Source organism: Nocardiopsis trehalosi NBRC 14201, assembly GCF_001552555.1.
Classification (GTDB): Bacteria; Actinomycetota; Actinomycetes; order Streptosporangiales; family Streptosporangiaceae; genus Nocardiopsis_B; species Nocardiopsis_B trehalosi.
The window spans coordinates 1-7,418 of record NZ_BCRK01000245.1; the positions used below are offsets into that span (position 1 = coordinate 1).

General features: G+C 74.7%; 7 protein-coding genes and 1 pseudogene. 3 read left to right on the forward strand and 5 right to left on the reverse strand.

Annotated features, from left to right (window positions below):
* Positions 1-43: 43 nt before the first annotated feature.
* Entirely contained in the window at positions 44-1,336 is a 1,293-nt protein-coding gene (locus NT8_RS26075; protein WP_245646340.1) for an AI-2E family transporter, read from the reverse strand.
* 85 nt (positions 1,337-1,421) lie between these two features.
* Positions 1,422-1,829 carry a YccF domain-containing protein gene (locus tag NT8_RS26080; protein ID WP_067975139.1) on the reverse strand — a complete coding sequence of 136 codons (408 nt, stop codon included), beginning with the start codon at positions 1,827-1,829 and terminating at the stop codon, positions 1,422-1,424.
* Between the two features lie 171 nt (positions 1,830-2,000).
* On the opposite strand from NT8_RS26080, the gene NT8_RS26085 reads away from it, so the two are divergent.
* Both NT8_RS26085 and NT8_RS26090 read left to right on the forward strand, forming a co-directional pair.
* Entirely contained in the window at positions 2,001-2,651 is a 651-nt protein-coding gene (locus tag NT8_RS26085) for an MBL fold metallo-hydrolase (protein WP_067975151.1), read from the forward strand.
* 513 nt (positions 2,652-3,164) lie between these two features.
* Positions 3,165-3,464 carry a WhiB family transcriptional regulator gene (locus NT8_RS26090; RefSeq protein WP_281203533.1) on the forward strand — a complete coding sequence of 100 codons (300 nt, stop codon included), beginning with the start codon at positions 3,165-3,167 and terminating at the stop codon, positions 3,462-3,464.
* Positions 3,465-3,609: 145 nt separating this feature from the next.
* Here NT8_RS26090 and NT8_RS26095 read toward each other — a convergent pair whose 3' ends face one another.
* Complete coding sequence (locus NT8_RS26095) at positions 3,610-4,911, reverse strand: phosphoribosyltransferase family protein (RefSeq protein WP_067975145.1); 1,302 nt, start codon at positions 4,909-4,911, stop codon at positions 3,610-3,612.
* A 151-nt stretch (positions 4,912-5,062) separates the two neighbouring features.
* Positions 5,063-5,632 (reverse strand): GNAT family N-acetyltransferase, encoded by a 570-nt coding sequence (locus NT8_RS26100; protein WP_067975147.1) that lies wholly within the window; start codon positions 5,630-5,632, stop codon positions 5,063-5,065.
* Between the two features lie 272 nt (positions 5,633-5,904).
* On the opposite strand from NT8_RS26100, the gene NT8_RS26105 reads away from it, so the two are divergent.
* Complete coding sequence (locus tag NT8_RS26105; RefSeq protein WP_084469297.1) at positions 5,905-7,038, forward strand: MFS transporter; 1,134 nt, start codon at positions 5,905-5,907, stop codon at positions 7,036-7,038.
* A gap of 64 nt (positions 7,039-7,102) precedes the next feature.
* Here NT8_RS26105 and NT8_RS30125 read toward each other — a convergent pair.
* Positions 7,103-7,418 (reverse strand): annotated as a pseudogene (locus tag NT8_RS30125) (hypothetical protein); the annotation flags it as partial.

The following is a 7,418-nucleotide window of genomic DNA, read 5'->3' on the forward strand; positions in this document are numbered from 1 at the left end:
GGCGCGGGGCGCCGCGGCGGCGGGGCGGGCGGGCCGCCGGGGGCTACTCCGAGCGGTCCGGCTTCGGCGCGTTCTCCGCCGGGGCCGGGGTGACCGGGGCGGTCGGCACGGCCGGCGCGGCGGGGCGCTGCTCGGCCGCACCACCGGGCGGCCCGGGGTGCGAGGTGTCGATCGGCGCCCGGTCGGGCTTGGCGAAGGGCCGGTCGCGCAGCAGGGCCGCGATCACCGCGACGATCGGCGTGGCCAGGAACGCCCCGGCGATGCCGCCGAGGATGCTGCCGATGGTGATGGCGAGCAGCACGACCGCCGACGGCAGCTCCAGCGCCTTGCCGTAGACGCGCGGAGCGAACACGTGGCTCTCCAGCTGCTGCACCACCAGCACGACCGCCACGACGACGATCGCGATGATCCACCCCTCGGTGACCAGGGCGACCAGGGCCGCGAGCAGCCCGCTGAGGAAGGCGCCGATGACGGGCAGGAACGCCCCGACGAAGGTGAGGACGATCAGCGGGATGGCCAGCCCCGGGTCGATCAGGATGACCAGGGCGATGCCGATGCCGATCGCGTCGATCAGCCCGACCAGCGCCACCCCGCGCACGTAGCGCCCCATGACCCCGTAGGCGATGTCGCCGGCCGCGCCCATGGAGCGCCGGGTGGAGGACGGGAACAGGGAGAGCACCCACTCGACGAGCCGGTCGCCGGAGTGGATGAAGTAGACCGTCAGCACGATCACCAGGATCACGCCGATGAGGATCTCGACCACGGTGGTGCCGGCGACCCACGCCTGGCTCACCCACTGGGTCCAGTCCTGCTGGAGGGCGGTCTGCAGCTCCTCCTCGGCGGAGGTGATCGTGGTGCTGACGAGCTGCGGGTCGAGGCCGAGCGCCTGGAGGTAGCCGGGCATGCCGTCGATGGCCTGCTCGACGCTGCTCACCAGCCCGTCGAAACCGGAGATCGCCGGCTGCACGATGAGCGTGATGACGCCGCCGAAGACGATGAGCGATCCGATGATGGTGATGGCCGTGGCCGAGCCCCGGCCCAGCCCGCGCCGCCGCAGCCAGGTGGCCGCCGGCATGAGCAGCGCCGTCACGAACACAGCGAGGATCGTCGGGATGGTGACCACGCGGATGTGGACGAGGGCCCACACGACGAGGGCGACCACCACGCCGACCAGCAGCAGCCGCCAGGCGACGTTGGCCATGCGGACGAGGAGGTCGTCCTCCTCCGGGGGTTCGGGGGCCGGCGGTTCGGCCGGGAGCGTCCGCACCTCCCGGGCCGCCGCGTCGCGGCCGGCCCACCGCCGCTTCAGGAAGGACCACTCCCCCGGTCGCCTCACCCGCACATCGTCTCCTTGGTGGTGCTCGTGCCGCGCGCGGCCCGCGCGGCGTCGCGAAGCCGCCGCCGGTGGGCGGCGGCCGGAATCAGAACTGCCACGGCTCCCGGGCGCGGTCGCTGGGCACGATCTCGTTGCCGAAGGGCGCCAGGGCCACCGGGATCATTTTGAGCGACGCCCACGCCATGGGGATACCGATGATGGTCACGGCCAGGCCGACCGCGGTGGCGATGTGCCCGATCGTCAGCCACCAGCCCGCGACGATCAGCCAGATGACGTTGAGGGCCGTGCTGCCGCCGCCCGCGCCGGGGCGGCGCGCCATCTCCCGGCCGAACGGCCAGAGCGCGTAGTTGGCCATGCGGAAGGAGGCGACGCCGAAGGGGATGGTGACGACGAGGATGCAGCAGATGACACCGGCCAGCAGGTAGCCGAGGGCGAGCCAGAAGCCGGCCACGACGAGCCAGACGATGTTCAGGATCAGACGCAGCAGTGCCACGGGATATCGCTTCCTCCGCGAAGGTCGGTCCGCTCCGGGCCGAGGCCCCGAGCCTGTTCTACTGTCCTGAGACGTCCCGGCTAAAAGTCGCGTTCCGCCCCCTGCCCCGGATCGTCCCCCTAAGGGGCGCGGCGCGCGTGCCGCCCGGCCCGCGGATATAGGATCGTGACCGTGCGTATCACCAAACTGGGACATGCCTGCGTCCGCTTCGAGCACGCCGGCGGCACCCTGGTCGTCGACCCCGGGGGCTTCAGCGAACCGGACGCGGCGGTGGGCGCCGACGCCGTGGCGGTGACGCACGAGCACCCCGACCACCTCGATCTCGACCGGCTGCGCGCCGCGGCGCGGGCCCGGCCCGGCCTGGAGGTCCACGCGCACCCGGCGGTCGCCGCGTCGCTGGGCGGGCTGGCCGACCTCGGCGCCCGCGTCCGCGCGGTCGGGCACGGCGACGTGCTGGAGACGGCGGGGTTCGACGTGCACGTCTACGGCGAGCGCCACGCGGTCATCCACCCCGACATCCCGGTGGTGGCCAACGTCGGGTTCCGGGTGGTGTCCCCGCGGGGGGCGGTGTTCCACCCCGGCGACGCGCTCACCGTCCCGGAGGACCCGGTGACCACGCTGCTGGTGCCGCTGCACGCGCCGTGGTCCAAGGCGGCGGAGGTCGTCGACTACGTGCGCGCGGTCGCGCCGCGCACCGCGGTCCCGGTGCACGACGGCCTGCTGGGCGACAACGGGCACGCGATCTACGCGAAGGTCGTCGGCGGCCTCGTGGGCGACGGCGTCTACACCCGGCTCCGCCCCGGCGAAGGGCGCGACGTGTAGCACGGATCAGGGGCGCGGGGGGCGTTTTCGCGGAAGAAGTTCCCATGTCCACGGCGGAATCGCGCCGTGGTCTAGACCGCGGTGTGACCCGTGCATCAGGTGCCGACCCTAGGCAGACGGGGTCTCGGCACATACGATGGGGCCTGTTCGGATCTTCCGGATCGCGCAAATGCGCGCCCAAAATCGGACAAACAAGTGGATTCTCATCACTGCTTGTCAGGTTTCGGTAACGGTTGAGCGAGTAATTTCGCCACCCCCCGTGCGCGAGCGGGAGTGGGGATGGCATGATTACGTACCGGCTCGCAGGGAGAGCGGCACCGCCTCCCCGGCCGTTCGCGTGAGCGCCCGCCGTCTTCGGCGGATCTGCGCCGCCGTGGTCTCAACCACACCGGGAACACCGAAGCATCGCACGGCGTTTCGCCCGTGCGGGGCGGCTCACGTTGCTTGACCCAGTTGTGTTCGACCCTGTTCTTCCACAAGCTTACTAGCGATTTCAGTAGAGGTGGTTCAACCATGTCTCAGGTACGTCGGCAGGCCGCGCTGCGCCCCCGCCCGAGCTGGGGGTGGCAGGATGCCGCCGCGTGCCGGGGCGAGGACCTTGTGCTCTTCTTCGGTCCGGACGGCGAGCGCCAGCCGGAGCGCGAGATCCGCGAGCGCAAGGCCAAGGAGATCTGTGCGCAGTGTCCCGTTCGCAGCGAGTGCCTCGACTACGCGATCTCGCGGCCCGAGAAGTACGGCACCTGGGGCGGCCTGAACGAGGACGAGCGCGCGTCGGAGCGCCGGCGCCGCATGCGCCGGGCCAACGCCGCCTGATCGGTCCCCCCGGACCCGGGCCCGGTCCGCGGCGGCCGGCGCTTCCCGCACAACAGTCTTCCTTGCGGCCCCGGCCACGCATTACCCGCGGCGCCCCGACGGACCTCCGTCGAGGGCGCCGCGGGTTTTCCGCGTCCGGCCCCGGTCAGCGGTGCCGGTCGAACCAGTGGGCGACGGCCGTCCCCGCCCCGTGCCACTCCTCGGCGTCCGCCAGCATCGCCTCGGCGCCCGCCACCACGCGCAGCTCGGCCGGGCCGCCCAGCCGGGCCACCGCCCACTCGGCGAGTTCGCGGACGAAGGAGTCGGCACTCGGCAGCAGGACCAGGACGGGGCAGCGGACCCGGGCGAGCGCGTCCTCGGCGAGGTCGATCCGGCCGCCGAACGCCACCACCGCCGCGACGTCGCCGGGGTTGCGCGCCGCCGCGGCGATGGCCGCGGGCGCCGCGGTTCCCGCCCCGAACAGCCCGACGCGGCGGCCGGCGACGTCGGTGGACCGGCGCAGCCAGCGCACGGCGGCGTCCAGCCGCTCCGCGAGGTCCGCCGTCGACACGGCGGCGCCGCCCTCGGCGGCCGCCGCGGCGCTCTCCTCCGCGTCGAGCAGGTCGAGGACGAGGGTGGCGTAGCCGGCCTCGCGCACCGCCGCCGCGGTGGCGCGCACCGACGGTTCGGCGCGGCCGCGGCCCACCGCGAACACGGCGGCCCCGCGCACCGAGGCGGGCGCGGCCAGCTCCCCGTCGAGGTCGGTGCCCCCGGCGCGGATGCGCACCGCCCGCTCGGCGGCGCCGCCGGCGGGGCCGCGCGCCGACTCCAGGGCCGATGTGACGTCGGCGTCGGAGAGCTGGGTGAAGTCGCGGTACCACTCCCCCACCGCGCGGAAGTTCTCCGGGCAGGTGAGCACCACGACGTGGTCGGCCTCGGCGCGCAGCGCCGCCACCGCCTGCGGGGCGGCGACGGGCACGGCGAGGGTCAGCCGGGCGGGACGGCTCCGGCGCAGGGTGCGCAGCGCCGCGCGGGCGGTGCCGCCGGTGGCCGCGCCGTCGTCCACGACGATGACGTCGCGGCCGGCGACCCGGGGCGCCGGCCGCCGCCCCCGGTAGACCTCCAGGCGGCGGGCGAGTTCGACGCGCTCGGCGCGCACCACGTCGTCGAGGGCCTCCCGGGGCACGCGCAGCCGGGCCAGGGCGTCGTCGTCGAAGCAGGCGCGGCCGTCCTCGGCGAGCGCGCCGACCCCCACCTCGGCGTGGCCGGGCAGGCCGATCTTGCGGACGACGAGCACGTCGAGTTCGGCGCCGAGGGCACGGGCGAGCTGCGCGGCGACGGGGACCCCGCCGCGCGGCAGCGCGAGCACGAGCGGGTCGGCGGCGGCATAGGGGCGCACCCGGTCGGCCAGCCGGCGGCCGGCCTCGGCGCGGTCGGTGAAGGGCAGCGATACGGGTAGCGCGTTCATGACGGGTCCGGCGCCGCGCCGGCCGGCGGACGGTGGCGGCGGCGCCGCTCCTCTCCCGAGCGGCTCAGCGAAAGTGCTACGGGGCATACCCGCTCCGCACAGGACGGAACACGACGCATCGGGATATCGGGGCGAATCAGGCGGAGCGCGGTCAGCCGGCGTCGGACCGGCGGAAATCAGCCGCCAGCGCGGCCATGACCAGCGCGTCGTGGCGGCGGCCGTCCCAGAGCAGCGCCTCGCGCAGCCGCCCCTCGACGCCGAACCCGCAGGCGCGGTAGACCGCGATGGCGCGCATGTTGAACGCGTACACGTTGAGCCAGACCCGGTGCAGCCCGATCCGGTTGAAGGCGTGGTCGAGGACGAGGCGGGTGGCCTCGCGGCCCAGCCCCTGCCCGGTGAACTCGATGGCCGACAGGGCGATGCGGTAGGCGGCGCTCTCGTTGTCGGGGTCGACCTCGTCGAGCGACAGCGAGCCGACGAACCGGCCGTCGCGCCGCTCGGTGATCGCCAGGTCGATCCGGTCGGGGGCGTCGGCGCGCGAGGCGCACCAGGCCCGGACCTCCTCGAAGGAGAAGCTGCGGTGGCGCCCGGTGAGCCGGCGGACCTCCTCGTCGCGGGTCGAGGCGAAGTAGCTCTCGGCGTGCTCCGCCGCCAGCGGCACCAACCGGACGCGGTCGCCCACGATCGTCGGTTTCTCGCGCAGCGCTCTCAGGTCGATCATCGGTCGGGCTCCGGTCGTCGTTGGGGGAGGGACGGGATCCGGCGGGCGTCGAGAGTCGAGATCGGGGGGCGGGCCAGGGCGGGGCGGAACGGTCGGAAGATCATATGCCAAAAGGGCTTGCGGGCATGGCGCAACCCCTTGGTACACAGTGATGCGTAGCATCCGCAACACGTGACGTGACGAACCTTGGAGGCTCGGTGGCGGTCGATCGGCGGAACGCGGTTCCGGACACCGGAGCGAGGCGGGCGAGGTTCGCCGTCCTGCTCCTGTTCATGGTCAACGGCTTCACCTACACCAACGTCGTACCGTGGCTGCCGGTCATCAAGGACGACCTGGAGCTGTCCAACGCGGCGCTGGGCGGGGCGATCGCGGCGTACCCGCTGGGCGCGCTGCTGACCGCGATGCTGGCCGGCCCGCTCATCGCCCGCTTCGGCAGCGGCCGGGTGTCGGTGGCGACCGGTGTGCTGGCCGCCGTGCTGCTGCCGGTGGTGGCGCTGGCCCCCGGATGGTGGGCGCTGGCGGCGGTGCTGTTCGCGCTGGGCACCGCCGACGCCTGGATGGACGCGGCGATGAACGCGCACGGCCTGCGGGTGCAGCGGCGCTACGGGCGGACGATCATCAACACCTTCCACGCCGTCTGGAGCGTCGCGGCGGTGTGCGGCGGGCTGGTCGGGTCGGCGATGGTGGGGCTGGGCGTGCCGCTCCAGGCGCACCTCCTCGGCGCCTCGGTGGTGCTGCTCGTCCTCGCGGGGACGGCGTCGCGGTTCCTGCTGGCGGGCCCCGAGCACACCGAGCGCGCCGACGGCCACGTCGCCCCGGGCGAGGTGCTGCGGCTGCCGCGCGCGGCGGTGGGCCTGCTGCTCGGGTTGAGCGTGCTGCTGATGATGGCGGGGGCCATCGAGGACTCCGCCGCCTCGTGGGGCGCGGTCTACATGCGCGACGAGCTGGGCGCCCCGCTCTTCCTGGCCGGCCTGCCGTTCGTGGCCTGCCAGGCGATGATGACCGTGGGGCGGCTGACCGGCGACCGCCTCACCGACCGGTTCGGCGCGGTGGCGGTGACGCGTTGCGGCGGGCTGCTCGCGGCGGTCGGGCTGGGGACGGCGCTGCTGGTGCCGGGCCCGGTCACGGCGATCGCCGGGTTCGGGCTGCTGGGGCTGGGGGTGGCGACGCTGTTCCCGCTGACCCTGGCCGCGGCCGGGGAGGTGCCGGGGGTGCGCAGCGGCGACGGCGTGGCCGTCGTGGCGTGGCTGGGGCGCGCCGGGTTCCTGGCGTTCCCGCCCCTGGTGGGGGCGGTGGCCGACGCCACCTCGCTGGGCGTGGGCCTGTGGGCGATCCCGCTGGCGGGGCTGCTGGCCGCGGTGCTCGCCCCCGCTCTGCGGCCCGCCGCCGCGGCGGCGCGGACGTAGGTCGTCCGGTGGTCGGCCGTCCCGGCCCGGAGCCGGTCCGGGACGGCCGGGTACCGCCCGTCGGCTAGCCCGGCATCGGGGCCTGGCGGCGGGAGGCGTAGATGGTCACGGCGCCGAGGCCCATGGCGACCACACCGCCGAGCACGAAGCCCGAGAGGTCCACACCGGTGGTGGGGAGGGTCTCCTGCGGGGCGGCCGAGTCGTCGTCGCTGTCGGAGACGACGGACGTGTTGCCGTCGTCGTCCTCGGGCGCCGCCGGCTGGTCGGGCTCGCCACCGGGGTTCTGGTCGTCGCCGTCACCCGGGGGGTCGCCCGGGTCGCCCGGGTCCGGGTCGCCGGGGTCACCCGGGTCTCCAGGATCGCCGGGGTCACCCGGGTCG

Coding starts and splice junctions, on each gene's coding strand:
- NT8_RS26090 (WP_281203533.1), top strand. CDS start 3,165: ATGTCTCAGGTACGTCGGCAGGCCGCGCTGCGCCCCCGCCCGAGCTGG.
- NT8_RS26095 (WP_067975145.1), bottom strand. CDS start 4,911: ATGAACGCGCTACCCGTATCGCTGCCCTTCACCGACCGCGCCGAGGCC.
- NT8_RS26100 (WP_067975147.1), bottom strand. CDS start 5,632: ATGATCGACCTGAGAGCGCTGCGCGAGAAACCGACGATCGTGGGCGAC.
- NT8_RS26105 (WP_084469297.1), top strand. CDS start 5,905: ATGGTCAACGGCTTCACCTACACCAACGTCGTACCGTGGCTGCCGGTC.